Raw genomic sequence first — 19,396 nt, 5'->3', positions numbered from 1 at the left:
CCCATCCAACTGATTGACGATCATGTTGATCGGATCTTCCGGAGTGTCACGATGAACGTGTGCGTACGCCTGGACACGACAGCCCGGGACGCGGTGGCCTTCGGCTGCTCACCGGCCCACGAGGCGCTGCGCAGCCTGCACGTGCTGGGCTCGGTCAAGCGGCATCCGCTGCACATCTCCTGGGCTCTGCGGGCCCGCGAGCACCTGGGCGCCGATCTGAAGGACGAAGTCGACCGGTTCGCCTTCTGGTGCCAGGGCCGCCCGCTGTCCTTGCCCCGCATCTGGGGTCCGGACGAGGTGTCGTCGTGGCCGGAGGAGTTGGCCGCGCTGCACGAGGCTCCGGTGGAGTGTTACGCCGAGCACCTGGTCGCTGAAGCTCTGCAGGCGAACGGGCGCGCTCCCCGTGTCCGGCTGGAGGATGTCCATGCCGACCCCGCGCTGCGCGAGCGAGCGGAGCAGGCGGTGCGGGACCGGCATCCGGCCTCGCTGCCCGTGCTGCGAGAGCTCTTCGACGATCCCGAACGTTCCCGCAAGCGGTTCGCGGATTTCCTGACCGCCTACTGGGACGTCTGCCTCGCCGCCGAGTGGCCGAGTCTGGAGCGGCACCTGCTGGCCGACATCGCCGCACGCAGTCGCGCCGGGTACCAACGCGGCCTGGCGTCCATGCTGGAGGACCTCGCGCCGCACCTGCGGGTCGTCCAGAAGGGGAACGAGGTGTCCCTCACGCTGACCCGCAGCCAGGCCGACGCCGCTTCCATGGAGATCACCCTCGCCGAGCAGGACCGGCTTCTGCTCGTGCCGTCTCACTTCGCCTGGCCACTGGTCACCATCGTCGGCCAGCGGGAGCGCCGGGCGGGGCACGACCGGCAGAGCGTGCAGATCTTCTACGCGCTGGAGGCGATGCAACGCCAGGCGCACCCGCCGGTCCCCTCCGAGGACCTGCTCACACTGCTGCGCGCGGCCGCCCACCCGGCCCGGCTGCAGATACTCCAGCTCCTTGCCGAGCGACCGCGCTCCACCAGCGAGATCGCCGGCCTGATCGGGCTTACCGAGGCGGCCGTCTCCCGGCACCTGAAACTTCTGGCCGAGGCTGGCTGGGCAGAGCCGGAGCGCCACAGCTACTACGTCTACTATCGGCTGGTACGCGCCGCCCAAGGCAGACTCACACGAGCTCTGGAGAGGCTGTTGGGCTGATCCGTGTTCCACGATTGCGGGAATCGGCCGGCCGAGCAGCGCCCACGGCTCGATTGCCGTACTCGCGCCTGTCCCGCGGCTCCGGGCATCTCGACGATCACCACCGGCGGCTGCCACTCGCACGATCGGCGTCCTTGTACGCCCCTGCGCCTCAATGTGAGACACAATCCGGTCACCGGCTACTGATAACGGCGAGGAAACACGCCGCTCGTTAGAAAGCTCCCGCCAACGCCTGGCCAGGCTTCGGCTCCCCTTCATCTGACCAGAGCACACAGGAGCACAGCGTGAGAACGACCAGACAGAACCTCATCGCGGTGGTGAGCGCCGCGGTGACCGCCGGTGTCATCGCGGCGGGCGCGACCGCCACCGCCAACCCGCGCCTAGCCGCACCAGCGGCCGCCAAGCCGAGCCCGTGCGTAAAAGTGACCGGTCCCATGACCACGCCCGCAGACCCGGCGCCCACCTCGGTCAGCACCGTGCAGCAGGCGTACTACTGCATCCTCGACAACTACTACAAGAGTTCGAAGCTCGACCACCGGCAGCTCCTGCAGTCCGCGTTCGACTCTGTGGTGACGGAACTGATCAAGCGCGGCATCGACCAGCCGGACGCCGCCATGCCGGCACTCAGCGGCGACCGCGACAACGACTGGACGGTGTTCGGCACCCGGCTCGGCTCGGTGCTGGCCGCCGCGTCCGACCAGCAGCCGGTGCGCTCGGCCCTGGCCGTCGCGGCGATCAAGGGCATGGTGGCCGCCCTGCACGACAACCACGCCCGCTACCGGACGGCCGCCACCCAGTCATTGAGCCTGGGCCTGACCCTGAACCAGAACGACCCGGGCGGCGACAGCTCCCGCTACACCGTCCCGCTGTTCATCAAGGCCGTCACGGCCGACTCCCCCGCCGCCACGGCAGGGCTCAAGCCCGGTGACGTCATCCGCGCCGTCAACGGCGTGCCGCCCTTCAGCGACGGCACCTTCAACGCCGGAGTCATGGACTACCTACGCGTAGCCTCCTCCACGAGGAAGCCGGTCCGCATCACCGTGCAACGCCCGTCCACCGGCCGCACCCGGACCTTCACCATCACACCCCGCGAGCTGCCCACCTCACCGGCGCGCGTGTCGGCGAAGCTGGTACACGGCAGCATCGCCCAGATCCAGTTCGGCCAGTTCTATCCCGGCGTCGCCCAGGAAGCACTCAAGGCCATCACCGACCTGCAAGCGAAGACGAAGATCACCGGCGTCATCATCGACCTGCGCGGCAACCCCGGCGGCATGGGAGCCGAGGCCGCCACCTTGCTGGGCGCCTTCGTCCACGACACCAACTACGTCAGCTTCTGCGACGCCGACGGCAAGTGCGACCCCCAGCCCGTCGACAACAAGACGCCGCTGCTGCACCTGCCCATGGTCACCCTCACCGACGGCAACTGCGCCTCCACCTGCGACCTGTTCGCCATGGCCGTCAAAGACCTGAGGCTGGGCACGCTGGTGGGCACACGCACGGCAGGCGCCTCCTCAGGCCCATCCTTCGACTACCAACTCAACGACAACACCAGCACCCTCACCCTCCCCGCCCAGCACGCACTCGGCGCCAACGGAGAAATCATCGACACCATCGGCACCTCCCCCGACCACCAGCGACCGCTGACCGCAGCAGACGTCTCCAAGGGCAAGGACCCCGCCGTGGACCAGGCAGTCTCACTGCTCACCTCCTGAGCTCCCGTCGTCCTGCCCTTCAGCCCCCGGCAACCCGCTCCTTCCGTGGGCAGCGGCCGACGGCCGATCGCAAGATGTGCACGCACCAACTGAAGCGAGGGGCTCCCTATGGGCCGCCCCCACTGAGCACCAAAGGATCGGCTGCCCTTCGCCCAACACACTGATATGTGATGAGCAGCGGTGATCGTGATGGCGCCCCAAAGAGCGCCGATGGCGACGCGTCCCGGCGCCAGGAGACCAGGTCAGAGGCTGGACGTCCTGGCACAGCTGGGTCGCCCTCGCCATGCTCGCCCGCACTTGTTCACCGCGCTCGTCGTCCGGCCCGGCCATGGCCCGGCCCATCGGCTCGGCTGGTCCCACTGGCGACGCCGTCACCAGGCCCGATGCCGGGCCAGCCGCTACCACCGACAAGCCACTCAAGCACCAAGATCGCGATCTACAGCTGGAGTACTAGGAGAGATACCCCCCGCTGTTACCCAGGTGTCGGCGCCGCTGAGGGTCAGGCCGGAGACGCTCGCGGCGACGAACAGGACGCCGACGATGGTGCCGGGCACGTTGAAGCGGCCCGGCTGGAAGCCGGTGGTGCCGAGGAAGGCCGCCGTGAGCGCGGGGAACAGCAGCGAGGTGCCGCTGTCGGGGTTCGCCCCGCCGGTCCGCGCCGTCAGCACCGTCCCGGCGACCGCCGCGACCGCGCCGGAGAGCATAAAGGCCGTCCGGGTGTAGCCACGCTGTGGGAGACCGACCAGCACCGCCGAGCGGGCGTTGGATCCGAGCGCGTACAGCGAACGGCCGTAGGGGGTGTGGGTCAGCACGTACCAGGCGAGCAGCAGCACCACGAGGACGACGAACACCACCAGGGGCAACCCCAGCCAGGTCGTCGAACCGAAGGTGGTCATCCGGCGGTCGATGCCGATGATCGCCAGTCCGCCCGTGTACCACTGGATGATCCCGTTCAGCGCGGTGGCCATGCCCAGTGTCGAGACGAACGAGTTCATCCGGAACCGGGCGACGACCACACCGTTGGCGAGACCGACGAGCGCGCCGGCGCCCAGGGCCAGCCCGCACGCCTGCCAGGCGGCCCAGCCGAAGTCGCTCATCGCGGCCGCGCAGACGATGTTGGCGAAGACCGCGGTGGCACCGACGGAGAAGTCGAAGTGCCCGCAGATCAGCGGGAACAGCAGCGCGCCCGCGACCAGCAGCACCACGGACTGGTTGGCCAGCACCACGCTGATGTTGTCCGTGGTGAGGAACAGGTCTCGCGTCGGCGGGAAGAGGGAGAAGAACACCACCACGATGACGAGCAGCACCGGCAGTGCGAGCCGTTCGAGGTGGTGCAGGACCTCGGCCGGGGATCGGTGCGCCGTCGCCGCTCCGGCCGGGGCGGAGGCGGGCGGGGAGGATGTCGGGCTGGAGGACGAAGGCATCGGATCAGTCCCTCGTGGGGTCGGTGTCATCGAGGACGGCGGAGACGATCTCCTCGCGGGAGTGCACGGCCGGGTCGAACTCCCCGGCCACGACGCCGCCCGAGAGCAGCAGGATGCGGTCGCAGAGGACGAGCAGCTCGTCGAGGTCGGTGGAGGCCGCGAGGATTCCGCAGCCGCTCGCGGTCAGGTCGCGGAGCGTCGCGTAGATCTCCGCCCGGGACATGACGTCGACGCCCTGGGTCGGCTCGTCCAGGAGGAGCAGCGCGGGGCGGCGGCGCGTCCGGGCCGCGAGCACGAGCTTCTGCTGGTTGCCGCCGGACAGCTTGCCGACGGCCGTCTCGATGCCGTCGGTGCGCACCGCGTGACGGGTGACGAGGGCGGCGGTGTCCAGCCGTTCGCCCCGGCGGTCCATGAACAGCCGCCGGCGCCAGTACCGCGACAGGACCGGTACGGAGGCGTTCTCGCGCACGGTGAGGTCGGCGAGTATGCCCTCCGCGTGCCGGTCCTCGGGAACCAGACCGATCCCGATGGCGATGGCGTCCCGCGGTGAGCGGGGGGCGTGCGGGCGGCCGGCGAGCCGCATCGTGCCGCCGGTCACCGGCCGGCTCCCGAAGACGGCGCGCAGGAGGGTCGACTTGCCGGCGCCCGCGAGCCCCGCGAGGCCGACGATCTCGCCGCGCCGCACGGTCAGGCTCACCTCGCGGACCCCGCCGGCGCAGAGCCGGTCGAGGACCAGGACCGGCTCGCCCGGACGCGACGGCCGCGGCCCGCCGGACAGGCCGGCGAACGCGCCGCCGGCGATCATCGCCGAGATCTCCGCCGCCCGCAGCCCGGGGCCGGTGTGCTCGGCCGCCACCCGGCCGTCGCGGAAGACGGTGACGGCGTCGGCGACCTGCTCGACCTCCCCGAGGCGGTGACTTACCAGGACGATCGTCTGCCCGCGGTCGGCGCGCCGCCGCAGGGCCCGCATCAGCTCCCGGGACTCACGCTCCGGCAGGGTGGCGGTCGGCTCGTCCAGCATCAGCACGTGCTCGGTGGCGACCTGGTCGGCCAGTGCCCGGGCGACGGCGATCATCGTCTTCTGGCTGGGCCGCAGCGATCCCACCAGATCGCGGGCCCGGACGTCGATGTCGTAGTCCGCCAGCACGCCGGTGACGTGCTCGTGCAGTGCCGCCCAGCGGATCCGGCCGCCTCGGGCGATCGGGAACCCGCTGTCGAGGGCGAAGTTCTCTGCGACGGTCAGTTCGTCGAACAGCCCGAGGTCCTGGTGGACGAAGCGCAGTCCGGCGCCGCGGGCGCGGGGCGGTGACATGTCGGCGAGCTCCAGGGTGCGGCCTGCGATGCTCACTTCACCGCCGTCGGCCCGGTACACCCCGGCCAGGCACTTGATGAGAGTGGACTTGCCTGAGCCGTTGCCGCCGAGCAGGGCGTGGATGGTGCCCGCGCGGACGATCAGGCCGACCCCGTCCAGCGCCAGGGTGCCACCGAACGCCTTGGTGACCGAGCGTGCGACCAGGGCCGCCTGCGTCGGCGCCGTCACGTGCGGGTCCATGTCTTCTGGTAGAGGGCCCGGAAGTCGACCGTCGGCATGTAGCCGAACGGCCGCCCGGCCGCGGGCAGGTTGTGGCCGGTGTCGACGGCCTGGAGCCCGATGCCGGCCGGCAGTGCCTTCTGTCCGGCCAGCACCCGCAGCGCTGTGTCCACGGCGCCCCAGCCGTCCCAGATCTGGTCGAAGGCGATGGTGGCGTCCTCGCCTTGACCGCCGCGGATGAGGTCGAGGTTGGCCTGCTGCCCGAATCCGCCGACGACGGTCAGCCGGTCGGAGCGGCCGGAGGACCGGATCCCCTGGGATATGCCGGCCAGGAACCATGGGTCCAGCGGAACGGCGACGGCGTTGGCGCCGGTGGCCTTCAGCAGCGCCGAAGAGAACTTCTGCCCGATGGTGTTGGACGCGACGTCGGCGTTGGTGAGCTGCAACTCCCCGACGATCGAGCAGCCCGTACAGGTGGCCAGCCGGTCTGTCAGTCCTTCCTTGATCCACCGTCCCCACAACGAGTCGGCGAAGGTCACCTCAAGCACCTTCGCCGAGCCGCCGGTCCGGCCGATGAGGTAGTCGGCCTGCAAGGCTCCCAGCTTGTTCCACCACTGCTGGTTGGTCATGCCCTCGAAACGCTGGGTGGTCGCGCCGAAGAGCCTCTCTCCGCCCTGGGCGTCGCAGTCGTTGGAGCCGACACCGATGGTGGTCACGTGCGCGGCACGGGCCTCCCGCAGCGGGCCCTCGAAGCTGGAGCAGTCCTGGCCGATGACGAAGATGACGTCGGCGTGCTGGGCGGTGCCCTCGCGGATGCAGGCCGCCCAGCCCTGGGGGTTGAGCTTGCCGTCGCAGATGCTGGTACTCCACCCGATCGCGGTGGCGGCCTCCTTCACGGCATCGGACGACGTGGAGCAGGTGGGCAGTTCCTGGCCGCAGCTCATGACCCACGCCTTGACGCCCTTGCGGACCGGCACCGGCTCGGTGGGCGGCGTTCCCACGACGCCCTTGTAGGCGGCGGAGAGGGCCTGCGCGGCCGGTCCGGACGACGGCGCCGCGGAGGTGGTGCCGCTGGAGCCCACGGTGCCGGTGGCGCCGCAGGCGGTCAGGCAGATCAGCGCTGTGAGCCCGGCCGCGGCCAGCCCGGCGGGGCCGGTGAGTGCGGAGGTGCGCAAGGGGTCTCCTTCGGTGGGTGGCCGTCGACGACGGACCGTGGAGAGGTGGTCGGGTTTCCGGTGCCGGGTCAGGAGGGAATGTGCTGCCCGGTTCCGGAGTCGGGGACGTCGAGCCCGCGGCCGGCGAGCCAGCCGGTGATCACGGCGAGGACCTCGGCGTTGTTGCGCTCCAGCATCATCGCGTGGCCGTTGCCGTCGATGCCGGCATCCGCGAGGCGCAGCAGCTCGGGAGAGCAGCCGGCCTGCTGGAGGTATTCGATGAGGTGGCCGTCGAAGAGCCGGAAGGGCGATGCCTGCGCGGTCACCACGGCGATCGGCAGCCGGGCGAGGGATGCCAGCCGCCGGGCCGGCTCGTCCTGCAGCGCCTTGGGCACCGGCCCGTCCGCGTCGAGGCGTGTGCGGAGCTCGGCGGCGTCGGCGGCCGGCGGGTCGTACGTCAGCGGCGCGGCGGCCAGTCCCCAGGGCAGGGGGACGCCGGGCTGGCCGACGAACGGAGGACCGAGGGTTTCCACGGCCACGAAGGCGAGGACGAGGTCCGGCCGGGCGTCCGCGGCAAGCCAGGCACCGGGGCCACCCGCGGAGTGGGCGATGAGGACGGCCGGCCCGATCCTTTCGAGCAGCGCGGCCAGCCGGTCCCGCTCAAGGGCGTGCGTCACCGAGGGATCGGTCGTCATCGGTCCCTGGGAGGCGGCGAACTGGGCGAACACCTCATCGGAGCCGTCCAGCGCCCCGGGCCAGCGAGTGTTCGGTGGGAGCGGCGGGCCGTCCGGAGAACCGAGGAACAGCCGGCGCAGCGGCTCCTCGCCGAACGTCCGTCCCGGCGGGCCGAGCACGTCGGGGTCGAACGGCGAGCGGCCGTGGCCGGGCCGGTCGACGACGAGCACGCGATGACCGGCGGCGGCCAAGAGGGGCGCCCAGCCGGGGCGCCCGTCCGGGGTGAGCAGCCAGTCGGTGCCCTGCCCGCCCCCGCCGTGGACGAGTACGATCGCGGCCTTCCGCTCGGCGCCCTCCGGCGGCAGTTCCTCGACCCACATGGGGCCGCGCTGCACGCCGCCCACGACCTCGCCGGTGATCCAGAAGCCGCGCGCGGCGCTCACCGGGCATCCACGGAGTCGAGCAGCGACGGCGTCGCCATGGCCCGCATGGCGAGCTGGTCCTCGCGGCGGGCGTCGCGGTCGGTGGACAGGTGCCGCAGGTGCGCCAGCGCGGCTTCCTTCTCCGGCCCCGGGGGCAGATCGAACACCAACCGCTTGGTCTGCGACGCGCGCGGGGACACGCGGTCGAGGAACACCCGGCGGCGGGCCTCGGCGTAGGCGTCGAGCACGGACTCGTCGACCTGCCCGGCGATCACCGCGGCCAGCGCCTCACTGAGCACGAAGCCGTCCAGGAACCCCCCGGTCAGGCCGAGGGCGCCGATCGGGTTGGTGACATGCGCGGCGTCGCCCGCGAGGACCACCCGTCCGACGCGGAAGGTCGTGGCCGCCCGCTGGTGCATGCGGTAGGGCGCGAACTGCACGAGCTCGTACTCCCCGCCCCCCGGCAGCGCCGTGGCGAAGTGCTCGTGGATCCGCTGCTCAAGCCCCTCGTCGGGCAGGTCGCCGGCCTCACGGAAGGTGAACCGCCACAGGCCCGAGCCGTTGATCTGCGCGATCACCGCGCCGTAGACCTGGTCGATCCGCCAGCTCGCGATCGGCAGTCCGCGGGCCATGAAGTCATAGCGGACGTTGGTCGAGATGAACCGGTCAGGCCACGTGAAGCCCTCGAACTCCAGGCCGAGGCCGCGCCGGACCGAGCTGCCGGCGCCGTCCGCGCCGACCACCCAGGCGGCCCGCAAGGTCCCCTCGCCCTCGGCCGTGCGCACCCGCACCGACACGCCGTCCTCGTCCTGGGTCAGGCCGGTCACCTCGGTGCCGTAGCGGACCCGCACTCCGGGGAAGTCGGCCAGCCTGCGCAGCAGGATCCGGCTGACCTGGTCCTGTCCCAGGTGCAGCGCGTAAGGGTGCGCGACCACACCTTCGAGGACGTCCACCATCTGGGGGAAGTGCTCACCGGTGGCGTGGTCGAGGAAGGTCACGCCGGGCCCGCGGACGGCCTCGGCCTGGAGGTCGCCGAGCAGGCCGAGCCGGTCGAACCCCTCCAGCACGGGGAAGAGGTAGACCATCGCGCGCGGCGCGGTACCGACGGCGGTGTCGCGGTCGAGCACGAGCACTTCGGAAACGCCGGCCTGAGCGAGACCGAAGGCCGTTGTGAGGCCGACAGGGCCGCCGCCGACGACGATAACGGGCGAATGGGGCACGGGAACTCCTGTCCTGGGCGGTGCCGGAGCGCATCTGGCGATGGGCCAGGGTCGGCTGATGTGCTGCTCAGGTAGCGTCACGCACGTCCGCTTACGCGGTCCAATGCCGTTCCCTCACCTGCTGATGCACGCCGTGCATCAGGCACCGCGTGTGCCTTCCTGCACGTCAGCGGGTCGGGTTGGGAGGCTCGGCGCCGGGCACGAGGTGCAGCGAGCGGGCGACGACCGAGGCGGCGATCTCGGCGAAGGCCGCGGCGCCGGGAAGGAACCCGGTGGCCGGGTAGACGACCGCCGCGGGCAGCATATGCGCCACGCGGGTGGGAACAGCCCGGACCCCGGGATGGCAGGCTTTTCGCGGTGCCGATGCCGGGACGAGTCCGACCAGCCGGCGGTAGGCCACCGCGGCGAAGAACTCGGCCTCGTTGCGGGCGTAGCCGCCGATGGTCGCCGACGCGCCACCGCGCTGCTCGGCGAACAGCCACGAGGCGCCCCACTCGGCCGGGATGCTGCGGGGATGGGTCACCCAGGGGTCGGCGAAGAAGTCGCTGACGTCGACCGGTGCCGCGCCGGCCCGCGGATCGCAGGCGGGTAGCAGGACGACCATGGGCTCCTGGAACAGCGGCACGGTGTGCAGGATCGGCAGGTTCACGGGGGAACGCAGCAGGGCGACGTCGAACTGACCGGAGAACAGCGGGTCGATGCCGTACGCGAAATCGGCGTCGCGCACTTCCAGGGCGGTGTCAGGGTGGCGGTCGCAGAAGGTTTGCAGCACCGGGTGGGTGAGCTCGGCCAGCCCGTTGCCGTAGACGCCCACTCGCAGGCGCCGCGTCGAGGCGGCCGACAGCACATGGGCGGTGTAGGACAGTTCGTCGGCGCCGGAAAGGATCGCCCGCGCCCGTTCCAGCAGCCGGGTGCCGTCGGCGGTCAGCGCCACGTGCCGCTTGTCACGCGCGAACAACCGGACTCCGAGCTCGCGTTCCAGGGCCGCGATCGACCGGGTCAGCGCCGGCTGGGTCAGATGCAGCCGCGCCGCGGCCACGCGGAAGCTCAGCGCGTCCGCCACGGCGACGAAGTGCCGCAGGTTCCTCAGCTCCATCTCAGGCGCCGGACGTTCGTTCGATCACGCTCATCGGCCCTCCCTGCCCGCGGCCGGCCGGTCGAACGTACCCCACGTACGCCCCGGGCCGGGAGGCCCGGCGGGCCCGGCTTTTGATCCTGGACGAGTTGGTGCTGGACGAGCGTTACGCGTGCAGGGCCTCGCGGCCTCGACCTGTGCGTCCGTAACTGTGAAAGCCATGTGCTTCGGGGGGCCTGGCTCGCGAAGGGCAGGTCCCGTGCTTGCCGCTCGGGCCCGTCGACGAAGTGGTTGCCGGTCGCCCGGTCATGACTGGCCTCCTGGACGCGGATCGTTCGGGGGGCCCGAGCGCGTTCGTAGGCGGCTAGCGCCTTGGCGAGGTCGCCAGCCTCTTCGATGCCCATGACCAGGGCAGCCGCGTCCTCCATCGTCTGTCCCGCGCCTTGTGCGAAGAAGGGCAGCATGGGGTGCGCCGCGTCGCCGAGCAGGGCGATGTGCCCGTACGTACCGGGAGAGCGGTGTCCGGTCCAGCACCGACCACCGTCCCACGTGGGTCATCGCGTCGAGAAGGTCGCCGACCATCGGGACCCAACCAGCGAACTCCCGCCGGAAGTCCGCAGGCTCGCCGGTCGCCGTCCACGACTCGACCGTCTCTCCCGGCGTGGCCGGGGTGAACGCCACGACGTGATCGCGGCCTGCGGCGACCGAAGAATGCACCAGGTGACGGCCGGGGCCGCGCCACGGTGCCCGCGTCGCAGCCCCATATCGCCGAGGTGGCAGTTCGCTGGGGATCGTCGCCCGCCAGGCGTACAGCCCGCAGTAGCGTGCCGCGATCTCGCCCGCGGGGTGGTGCCGTATTCCGCAGTGAATCCCGTCGACCGCGACGAGCGGGTCTCCCTTCGCCGACGTGCCGTCGGCGAAGGTCACCGAAACGTCGCACGCACCCAGTTCCAGGCTGACACAGCGGTGATCCAGGCGAATCGTTCCCGGGGCCACCGCGCTCATCAGCACATCGAGCAGATCGGCCCGATGGGCGAACCACGCGGCTCCGTCATGAAGTTCCTCGCACCTCGATATGTCCTGCGAGAGCAGGACCCTGCCGTCCTGCCAGCGCCTGAACTCCCAGCCAGTGCACACCTTCAGCGCGCATCGCTCAAGGGCGTCCATGAGGCCGAGCTGGTGCAGGAGCCGGACGGCGTTGGGCCCAGCACGATCCCAGCGCCCAGTGGCCGGAGCGCGGAGACCTGCTCGTCCGCGTGAGCCCGGATCCCTGCTCTCTGCAGAAAGCAGCGGTCACCAGACCGCCGATACCTCCACCGACGACGATCGCTTCCATGCTGTCCTTCTGATCGTTCTGGTGTTCGGAGCCCGGCTGTTGGCACGGAGTCCAGGGCGACGGCCTTCCCCGGTCCTATCGTCGGCTCGGTCGCCTCGCGCACCGCACGATGGTTGATCGTCTCCACCAGCATCGGCACCCCGAGGACGTCGGAGCGGAGAATGAATCCCTGCCGCAGGTCGTCGCACTTCTGGCCGGTCGCGGTAAGGAAGCCGATGTCTGTCTCCCGTTCCGTTTTCATCGGCTGGATATCCTTCAAAGCATGGAGGTGGGTCACGAGTGACCCGAGGATGCGCCGCAGCCGGGGATCGGTCTCCGGGCCCATCCTCGCGGCCACCACATCCGCCGATCCGGCCTCGGGTGAGCGATTGTCCATCGCCGTCGGCCGACGGGAATCCGACGAGCCCGCATCGGGCGTGGCACCCATCGTCCTCCTTGGCTCACTCGTCGATTGCTCGGCCAAGGCTCACTGTTGTTGCGAGTCCGCGGGCGCCGCCACCGGCGTTCCGCCTAGTGGGAAGCCGTCCGCCCGGTCAGCCGGGCACTGATCGGTGGCTGGGGCCGGTGCTCGGTGAAGGCACGGGCCATGCCGAGGCGGCGGCCAGAACCGCCTGGCTCCACTTCTGCAGGGCCGCTTCCCCGGCCGACATGACCACCGGTCCGGCGGCGGCCGCGCTGCCCTCGGGGCCCGAGGGTGGGAGGCAGCGCAGGAGCCGGCGCCCAGGCTCATCTCCTCGTGCACTCCTCCGCCGGATCGGGAGCATCCGCGGATGAGGCGGCCGTAGAGGGTTTCGGTGGTGCCGTCGCGGCGGGTGCGGACGAGCTGGCGCAGTTCGATGCCGTGGGCGGCGGCGTAGGGGGCGGCGTGGTCGCGGATGTAGGTCAGGGGTGGCGGGGTGTTCGGAGTCGTCGCCGACGTTGGCGAACAGGAAGCGGCGGAAGTCCAGGTCGCCTTGGGCGGCCAGGACGAGGACGGCGGTGGATTGCCAGCCGCCGCCGAAGCTGAAGGCCCGCAGCGGCCCGCACGACGGCGAGTTCTTGCTGGTTCTGGGACGGGCCGAGTCGTGGGATCTTGCGGCCGGGCGTTGCGCAGCGTGGTGTGGGTGGCCGGGGTGACGGGCGATGGGACGAGCGGTGTGGATGTCGTGGTCCTGGTGCAAGGGCGTGCCTCCGGTCAGGTCAGCGTGGTGCGGGTGGTGGGGCGGGTGGCGCCGGCGTACTGGTGTTCGCGGTAGGGGTTGCCTGCGAACTGGGAGATGCGGACGACGTCACCGGTTTGTGGGGCGTGGATCATGCGGCCGTGGCCGAGGTAGATGCCGACGTGGTGGATGGTGGCCGGACGGCTGGATTGGGTGGCGAAGAAGAGCAGGTCGCCGGGTTGCAGGGCGGTGCGGGCGATGTGCGGGCCTGCGTTGTACTGGTCGGCGGCGACGCGCGGGAGCGTGGCGCCGGCCTTCGCCCAGGCGTATTGGGTGAGGCCGGAGCAGTCGAAGCCCTTGATGCCGGCGCCTTGAGCGAAGCCGTAGCTGGGGCCGGAGGGTCCGCCGCCGCCCCAGGCGTAGGGGGTGCCGAGCCAGCGCAGTGCGGCCCGGACCGCTATCGCACCGCGTCCACTGTCGGAGGGGGTGAAGCTGGCGTAGCGGTGGGCTTGGGCGAGGACTTTGCGGACGTACCAGTCGGCGTGGTTGTAGCGCCAGATCGCTTGGTAGAGGTGGTGGCCGCCGTTTCCGGCGCCGTTGGCGCATAGGTAGTGGGCGGCGCCGTGGATGGCGTCGGCGGGGTTGTAGCGGTCGGTGCGGCCATCATGGTCACCGTCGACGCCGTAGGCGGCCCAGGTGGCGGCGAGGAACTGCATGGGGCCGCCGACTCCGGCGGCGTTTTGGCCGGAGTGCACGCCCGGGGGCGGTGGAGCGGCCGTGGTCGGATTCGATGCTGCCGATCGCGGCCAGGACGTTCCAGGGCAGGCCGGGGCGGGTGGCTGCGGCGTCCAGGGGGGAATTGCTGGTCGCCGACTGCGCGGAGTGCGGTGAGGGGCCGATCATGCTGGTTGGCCCGCCGGTCCTGCCCGACATGCTCTGCGAGGCCGGGCCGAGGGCGGCGGCCACCGCCTATCTGCGGCGGCTTGGCCGGAGCATTGAGGAACCGACGAAACGGGAGGATGTGATCTTCGCCCTGACCTGGAGCAGCACGGCCGAGGATCCACACCCTGGCTGAGCGATGAGTTCAGGGTCTCTGCGTGGTCCAACCAGCATCAGGTGTCTCTTGCTGGAGGAGTAGCAGTGGGTTATGTCACATCGAAGGATGGTGCCTCGATCGCCTACGAGCGCGCTGGGCGGGGGCCGGCGGTCATCCTGGTGGGTGGCAGCCTGGACGACGGTAGGGAGAACGCCCCGCTGGCGTCGGCGTTGGCCGAACACTTCACCGTCTACAACTACGCCCGACGTGGGCGCGGCGACAGTATCAGCACCAAGACCTGCGACCTGTCTCGTGAGATCGAGGACCTGGACGCGTTGATCGCCGAGGCAGGCGGAACAGCCCATCTCTACGGTGTCTCCGCCGGCGGCGCCCTGGTGCTGGAAGCCGCCGCAGCAGGAAGCCCGGCCGGCAGAATCGGCGTGTACGAGGTGCCCTACAACACCATCGACAGCGACTGGCCACGGCAATGGTCGAAATACGTCGACGATCTCCACACGGCGCTCGCCGCCGGTCGCCGTGACCATGCCGTTGAGCTGTTCATGCGGGTGACCGGCTCCTCAGACTCCGACCTTGCCGGTCTGCGGGACTCACCGTTCTGGCCCGGGCTGGAGACCCTGGCGCACACGCTCGCCGCCGATGCGGCCGCGCTCGGAGACGGCCTTCCACCGGCGCAGCGTCTGGCGAACATCACCCAGCCCACCCTGGTACTGACCGGCGACGACCGCCCCGCCGGAGCCGCGAAATGGGTCATGGCTCTCGACGCCGCCGCAGACGCCATCGCCGCGAGCCTTCCACACGCCCACCGACAGACCCTCAAAGGCCAAGGACACGTGGCCGACCCGAACGCAGTCGTCCCCGTCATCCAGCACTTCTTCAACCAGTGACCCTGCACACCATCCCCCCGCTGTTGGAACTTGGCAGGGATCACTCGCGTGCAGCGGCACGCCCCCGAACACCGAGGCGCGCTCCAACCCGACCAGGACCGAGATGCCGTGGAAGATGATGTGGCGTGGGCCGCACCTTGGTCGCCGTCGCGGTCCGCCGACTGCGCCCGACGCGAGAACTCCGGGTCACGACCGCGCCGGGCTGCGAGCCTGTCCCGGTTGCCGGAAAGGGACACGTCTGTTCATCGTCGCGCCCTTCGGGGTAAAAGGCAGAACATGAAGTGAGTACAGGAGGGCCCGTCTGCACCCTCCGCCTTCACCTTTCGGCCTACGCCGGCCTCCGCAGACATGGCTGTCGGAAAGACACCTTCGACACTGCCCCCTCAGGGGGTGGCTTTTAGGTGTGCTTCCTGAACACGGAAGGCCCGCTCCGTAATTGCGGGAATTCGCCGCAGCCACGGAGGCCTCGATGGCCGGACGGGACATCTCTAGCACTCCCGAGCGCCGCTCGTCCTTGCGCACGGCCACGCTAACCGTCGGAGCCGTCGGTGCGCCTGCGCTGGGCTACCTGGTCAACCCGACGCCAGCCGTGGCCGAGGCGGTCATAGAGATCCTCGTCGGCCTGCTGATCATCTTCATCATCCTGTTCGGCAGTGACGCCCGGGCCGAGCGGGCCTTTCGGCTATTGCGCATGATCACTAACCGGTCCGAGCCTCCTGGGCCCGATGCACTGGAGCCCCACCCCCCTCCAGATGATCGTGGCTAACCGCGCGGCCAAAAGCGTGCCCCGTGACCGCTCTCCTCGGGTTGCCACTGTTACCAGGGTTCGGGGACGTGGTCGAGTTCGCCGAGCGTCTCGCCGAGGGGTGGGAGGCTGCGGGCGGCCTGTCGTTGGGCCTGCTGGTCGGCTGAGGCGTTGCCGTTCACCACGGCCTGGATGAGCGGCAACATGCTGGGGATCGCCGCCGGGATGATCGCCGTGGCGGCGAGCTCGCCCTTGAGCGTGATGCCTTGGGCAGCGAACTCGGCGGCGAACACCTCGGGCGACTCAACCGCGCTGGCGGGGCGAGGCGCGGGGACGATCCCCCGGGCGATGAGTTCGGCGGCGAGGACGTCCTCGGGCTCGGTCGCGGGGGGCCGCGGCGGCGGGCACCAGCAGGGCCGGTCAGCGGCGCAGGTCGGCATCGCGTTCGTGCACACCGTCATCGACGACCACACCCGCCTGGCCTACGCCGAGATCCACGACGACGAGAAGGCCGCCACCGCCATCGGGGTCTTACGCAACGCCGTCGCCTGGTTCGCCGCCCGAGGCGTCACCATCGAGCGAGTGCTCAGCGACAACGGCTCGGCCTACAAGTCCCACGCCTGGCGCGACGCCTACGCCGAGCTCGGCATCCGGCCCAACAAGACCCGGCCCTACCGGCCCCAGACCAACGGAAAGGTCGAACGCTTCCACCGCCCCCTGGCCGACGACTGGGCCCTGGGCCGCTTCTACCGCTCCGAACAAGCCCGCCGCAAAGCCCTCCCAGCATGGCTGCACTCCTACATTCACCACCGGCCCCACACCGCAACCGGCGGCAAACCACCCATCACCAGGTTGACCAACGTCCCTGGGCAGTACACCTAGTTCACTGGTCATGTGACTGATCCACATCCACGAATACCTGGTTAATGTCGTCCAGAGGCGCACTGTTCACGTGATGGGTGATCCTTTGCTACCTCGTGTGAGATCGGCCTACGATCCTGGAGTCGCGGCTAGCACGCGACTGTCGACTGCCGGTGCGTTGGTCATTACCGTGTTGCTGGCTGGGTGCGATTCAGACCAGGCCGGCTCGACCCCGTCGATCGCATCCGGCTCCGCTTCGGATCGGGTCGGCTCAAGCCCGTCGGTCATACCCGGCTCCAGTGCGGGCCCGGAAGATCTACGCCGCCTGCGTATCCTGCAGCACGATGCCTTCCTCCGGTGCCGTGTCGATGGGATGCAACCGCGGCAGGCGTCCCCCGGGTCATGGACCGATTCCGACGGCGGAGCTTACCGCGACCTCTCCGGATATTATCGGGCGGCTATAACGCGGAAACTGCGGCTGACCGGCAATGACCGCCAGGTCAATGCACGTTTGTCGGAGTGTGCCGCACAGGCTGGTTGGCGGACGAAGAAGTATTACTCTGAAGTTGGTTTCAGAGGCCGCAAGCGATTCGAAGGCCGCTGGAACGCGACGCTGGATGTGGCGGTGGAGCGTCACCCTGAGATCGACGAGGTCGAGGGGGAAATGGTATACGGGAAACCCAGAGTCATGATACAGATGGAGACTCGAAGGCCATGGTCGCCGTGAGCGTTACCCGTGAGCCGTTTCCCTCGTGAGGCGCTGGTCACGAGGCGGGCACGGTTCGCCGCTTGTGACCACCAAGCAGTGAAGCTCCCGGTAGATGCGGAGTCGACCAACACTTGACCGCATCACCTGGAGCTTCAGTGCTGTTCTCTCGCGCTGCGCTGGACCTGTCTCTCGCCTTCCGCAGATACGTGGCCGGCCTCGTCCGTGAACACCGACGCCGGATCGGTTCACGCTGGCGGGCGCTGCCGTCCGAGCGCCAAGCGCTGCTGGTCCTGGTGCACCTGCGCCGCAACGAGACCTTCCCGCCCTGGCCGCCGCGTCCGGCGTCGGGCTGGCGACCGCCCACCGCTGCCTCACCGAGGTAATCGAACTGCTCGCCGCGCTCGCACCCGACCTGCACGCGGCCATGCGCATCGCGGCCGGCAAGGCATTCGTCATCCGGGACGGCACACCGATGCCGATTGATAGGCTCGACCGCGCCCAGCTGGCGACGGAATACACCGGAAGCGACGCATCGAAGGCGGTGTCGTGCAGCCCAGCCCGCAGGCGGTCTTCCGCCGCAGATCACACCGCAACTCCTGCACCGTCTCAAAGTCCGACAGCCCATGCAGCGTCTACAGCAGGACCGCCGCGGCCAGGATCTGCGGCGACATCAAGGGCCGCCCGTTGGCCGGGGGGATACATGTCGGCGAACATCCCCGCCGGGACCAACGCGTCACGGTGCTCGGCCAGGAACGCAAACACATTCCCGGCCGGGACCAGATTCCGGCAGGTCTCCCTGATGTACGAGCCGATTGCCGGATGCGGTCATCGTTCAAGAGGTATGTCCGCCCAAGATGACGCAGACGGGCCGGACGATGAGCAGAAAAGCCGTCGACCGGATCTGCACGGCTGAGCCGGCAACCAGGGCCAGCGCCCCGATTGTCACGTAGACGAGACTGTCGCGAGTGCCGATCCGCCGCGTTGTCCTTCGTTGAGCTGCTCGCCCTCCAAGGTGAGCAGCTCCGGGGCGCGCTGGGACGGCACCTCCGACCCTGGAAGTCAGCTTCCGTGAGTCGACTTCGACTTCTTGCCAGCGTGACTTTGCAAGATTCACCGGGGCAGTAGGAGCTTGAGCGCAGTCGCGCCGCCACGCCGATCAGCCGGTCGCCTATGTGACCGCCATCGCGCACAATCTGACCAGCAGGCTGCAGCCATCGGCCCCCAAGGCCGGTCCGGACCTGCCCCTTCCGCGCGGGAGCAGGGACGGCCGGCCCCTGCACGACCAAGTGATCATCAAGGTCATGGTACGGCGTGTCGGCTGGCCATGGGGGGCGTGGCAGCCGACGGTAAACGTTCAGGGGAGCTTGGGGCGAAGGCCGCCGGGTTTGTCGGTGTTGACCTGCATGCGCAGGTTGTGGATGCGGCCGTCGACCAGGTCGAAGGTCACGGCGCCGACAACAGTTCTCCGATCGAGAGCAGCACACCCGTTTCGCCGTTGGTGGGGGCCGGCCGCAGGGTGATGTCGGCCGACTGCGGTTTGGCCATGACGCCGAGCATCCAGCGGGCGACCTGGTCGGGACCGTGCAGGGGGCGGCGGGCGGCGGTGACCTTGCCGCCGCCGTCGGACCAGAGGGTCACGTCCGGGGCGAGCACCTCCATCACCGCGTTGAGGTCGCCGCCGCTACGGTGTCGGCCACTTCGGTGTCCTGGGCCGCGTCGGGCTAGAGCCTGTTTCTTGGATCAGGTGCGTAGCCAGATGAGCAGGACGGCGATGGTGATGGTGCCGGTGAACAGGTAGCCGCGTTTGTCGAAGCGGGTTGCGATGGCGCGGAACTGCTTGAGGCGGTTGATGGCGCGTTCGACGGTGTTGCGTTGCTTGTAGCGCTCGGGGTCGAAGCCGGGCGGGCGTCCACCGCGGCGTCCGCGGTCGTGGCGGTGCTGCCGCTGGTCGGCCGGCACCGGGATGGTGTGCGCGATCCCGCGTCGCCGCAGATACGCCCGGTTGGCCCGCGAGGAGTAGGCCTTGTCGGCCAGCACATGATCGGGACGGCGGCGTGGGCGGCCCGGGCCCAGCCGTGCGACACCGATGGCGTCCAGGACCGCGACGAACTGCGGGCTGTCACCCCACTGACCGGGAGTGACCAGGAAGGACAGCACCCGACAGCACCCGACAGCGGCCGTCGGCGGCCAGATGAATCTTGCTGGACAGCCCGCCGCGGGAACGTCCTAGTGCTTCGCCTGCCGGGCCACCTCCTCCA

General features: G+C 70.0%; 16 protein-coding genes and 2 pseudogenes. 6 read left to right on the top strand and 12 right to left on the bottom strand.

Going from position 1 to position 19,396, the window contains the following annotated elements:
- Window positions 1-51 precede the first annotated feature (51 nt).
- The gene (locus tag E1300_RS07665; protein WP_131756170.1) at window positions 52-1,194 is read left to right on the top strand and encodes an ArsR/SmtB family transcription factor; all 1,143 of its coding nucleotides are present in this window, start codon (window positions 52-54) and stop codon (window positions 1,192-1,194) included.
- Between the two features lie 284 nt (window positions 1,195-1,478).
- The gene (locus E1300_RS07660; RefSeq protein WP_131756169.1) at window positions 1,479-2,906 is read left to right on the top strand and encodes a S41 family peptidase; all 1,428 of its coding nucleotides are present in this window, start codon (window positions 1,479-1,481) and stop codon (window positions 2,904-2,906) included.
- 416 nt (window positions 2,907-3,322) lie between these two features.
- Here the strand turns inward: E1300_RS07660 and E1300_RS07655 are convergent, their stop codons facing one another.
- The 9 genes from E1300_RS07655 to E1300_RS07610 form a co-directional block, all read right to left on the bottom strand.
- Complete coding sequence (locus E1300_RS07655) at window positions 3,323-4,330, bottom strand: ABC transporter permease (protein ID WP_131756168.1); 1,008 nt, start codon at window positions 4,328-4,330, stop codon at window positions 3,323-3,325.
- 4 nt (window positions 4,331-4,334) lie between these two features.
- Window positions 4,335-5,870 carry a sugar ABC transporter ATP-binding protein gene (locus tag E1300_RS07650; RefSeq protein WP_165502718.1) on the bottom strand — a complete coding sequence of 512 codons (1,536 nt, stop codon included), beginning with the start codon at window positions 5,868-5,870 and terminating at the stop codon, window positions 4,335-4,337.
- A complete protein-coding gene (locus tag E1300_RS07645; RefSeq protein WP_207399542.1) occupies window positions 5,867-7,036 on the bottom strand; it encodes a sugar ABC transporter substrate-binding protein in 1,170 nt (389 codons plus the stop codon). The genes E1300_RS07650 and E1300_RS07645 overlap by 4 nt, the downstream gene beginning before the upstream one ends.
- A 68-nt stretch (window positions 7,037-7,104) precedes the next feature.
- Window positions 7,105-8,133, bottom strand: a complete 1,029-nt coding sequence (locus tag E1300_RS07640; protein WP_207399541.1) for an alpha/beta fold hydrolase — start codon at window positions 8,131-8,133, stop codon at window positions 7,105-7,107.
- Complete coding sequence (locus E1300_RS07635; protein WP_165502717.1) at window positions 8,130-9,332, bottom strand: FAD-dependent oxidoreductase; 1,203 nt, start codon at window positions 9,330-9,332, stop codon at window positions 8,130-8,132. The genes E1300_RS07640 and E1300_RS07635 overlap by 4 nt, the downstream gene beginning before the upstream one ends.
- A 166-nt stretch (window positions 9,333-9,498) precedes the next feature.
- Window positions 9,499-10,428, bottom strand: coding sequence for a LysR family transcriptional regulator (locus tag E1300_RS07630; protein ID WP_131756165.1), 930 nt, complete (start codon window positions 10,426-10,428; stop codon window positions 9,499-9,501).
- Entirely contained in the window at window positions 10,419-10,901 is a 483-nt protein-coding gene (locus E1300_RS53870; RefSeq protein ID WP_370784518.1) for an FAD-dependent monooxygenase, read from the bottom strand. The genes E1300_RS07630 and E1300_RS53870 overlap by 10 nt, the downstream gene beginning before the upstream one ends.
- A 645-nt stretch (window positions 10,902-11,546) precedes the next feature.
- Window positions 11,547-12,170, bottom strand: a complete 624-nt coding sequence (locus E1300_RS54190) for a dioxygenase (protein ID WP_207399540.1) — start codon at window positions 12,168-12,170, stop codon at window positions 11,547-11,549.
- Window positions 12,171-12,917: 747 nt separating this feature from the next.
- Entirely contained in the window at window positions 12,918-13,637 is a 720-nt protein-coding gene (locus tag E1300_RS07610; RefSeq protein WP_131756164.1) for a C40 family peptidase, read from the bottom strand.
- Window positions 13,638-13,672: 35 nt separating this feature from the next.
- On the opposite strand from E1300_RS07610, the gene E1300_RS07605 reads away from it, so the two are divergent.
- The 3 genes from E1300_RS07605 (at window position 13,673) to E1300_RS07595 (ending at window position 15,589) form a co-directional block, all read left to right on the top strand.
- Entirely contained in the window at window positions 13,673-13,957 is a 285-nt protein-coding gene (locus tag E1300_RS07605; RefSeq protein WP_131756163.1) for a hypothetical protein, read from the top strand.
- Window positions 13,958-14,022: 65 nt separating this feature from the next.
- Window positions 14,023-14,823, top strand: a complete 801-nt coding sequence (locus tag E1300_RS07600; RefSeq protein ID WP_131756162.1) for an alpha/beta fold hydrolase — start codon at window positions 14,023-14,025, stop codon at window positions 14,821-14,823.
- A gap of 469 nt (window positions 14,824-15,292) precedes the next feature.
- Window positions 15,293-15,589 (top strand): hypothetical protein, encoded by a 297-nt coding sequence (locus tag E1300_RS07595; protein WP_131756161.1) that lies wholly within the window; start codon window positions 15,293-15,295, stop codon window positions 15,587-15,589.
- A gap of 50 nt (window positions 15,590-15,639) precedes the next feature.
- Here the strand turns inward: E1300_RS07595 and E1300_RS49860 are convergent, their stop codons facing one another.
- Complete coding sequence (locus E1300_RS49860; RefSeq protein ID WP_165502715.1) at window positions 15,640-16,029, bottom strand: hypothetical protein; 390 nt, start codon at window positions 16,027-16,029, stop codon at window positions 15,640-15,642.
- Between E1300_RS49860 and E1300_RS07585 the strand changes: the two are divergent.
- Window positions 16,004-16,450, top strand: a pseudogene (locus E1300_RS07585) (integrase core domain-containing protein); the annotation flags it as partial. The gene E1300_RS49860 and the pseudogene E1300_RS07585 overlap by 26 nt on opposite strands.
- 2,131 nt (window positions 16,451-18,581) lie before the next feature.
- On the opposite strand, the gene E1300_RS07575 reads toward E1300_RS07585, so the two are convergent.
- Both E1300_RS07575 and E1300_RS07570 read right to left on the bottom strand, forming a co-directional pair.
- Window positions 18,582-18,797 carry a sigma-70 family RNA polymerase sigma factor family protein gene (locus E1300_RS07575; protein ID WP_207399539.1) on the bottom strand — a complete coding sequence of 72 codons (216 nt, stop codon included), beginning with the start codon at window positions 18,795-18,797 and terminating at the stop codon, window positions 18,582-18,584.
- Between the two features lie 81 nt (window positions 18,798-18,878).
- Window positions 18,879-19,396: pseudogene (locus tag E1300_RS07570) on the bottom strand (IS5 family transposase); the annotation flags it as partial.

Source organism: Actinomadura fibrosa (assembly GCF_900659615.1).
In the GTDB taxonomy this organism is placed as follows: domain Bacteria; phylum Actinomycetota; class Actinomycetes; order Streptosporangiales; family Streptosporangiaceae; genus Spirillospora; species Spirillospora fibrosa.
Note: the sequence above shows the minus strand (reverse complement) of the source record. Positions and strands in the feature narration are given on the sequence as shown.